This is a genomic window from Pseudoalteromonas sp. CO348, assembly GCF_004208845.1.
GTDB classification, from domain to species: Bacteria; Pseudomonadota; Gammaproteobacteria; order Enterobacterales; family Alteromonadaceae; genus Pseudoalteromonas; species Pseudoalteromonas maricaloris.
Map to the genome: position 1 here is coordinate 1 of NZ_SGPI01000062.1, position 466 is coordinate 466.

The 466-nt window shown below is 45.5% G+C and carries 1 protein-coding gene; it reads right to left on the reverse strand.

Going from position 1 to position 466, the window contains the following annotated elements; all coding sequences use genetic code 11:
* The coding region (locus tag EXT48_RS23560; protein ID WP_165384147.1) for a phosphopantetheine-binding protein at positions 1–466 on the reverse strand (466 nt) is incomplete at both ends.

A 466-nucleotide genomic window follows, 5' to 3' on the forward strand; every position in this document is an offset into this window, starting at 1 on the left:
TATTCCGGCGTGCCGCCTTGAAGTTTATCGATAAACCACAGTCGTTGCTGGGAAAAAGACACCGGGTAAGTCGTTTGTTCTCTTTCTATCTTAGTCAACCCCGGCCTTACATTGTGCGCGGTAGCGTCCGTTATCACCTGTGCTAATTCTTCTATCGTCGCGTTATCAAACACACTCGCTAACGAAATTTCTACACCACAGCGACTTCTTACTTCTGACACTACTCTGATTGACAATAAGGAGTGACCGCCTAAATCAAAAAAGTTTGCTTTTATGCTTACTGTACTCGCTTCTAAGTCTAGCAAGTGGCTCCAAATCTCTACTAGTGTCTTCTCTACCTCGCTTTGTGCTCCATGATATGCTACCTGTTGCCCCCTTTCTTCCCCTCGCGGCAGTGCTTTCTTGTCTACTTTACCATTACTCGTCAATGGCCACTCTGTAACCAATAAAATAACACCAGGCACCA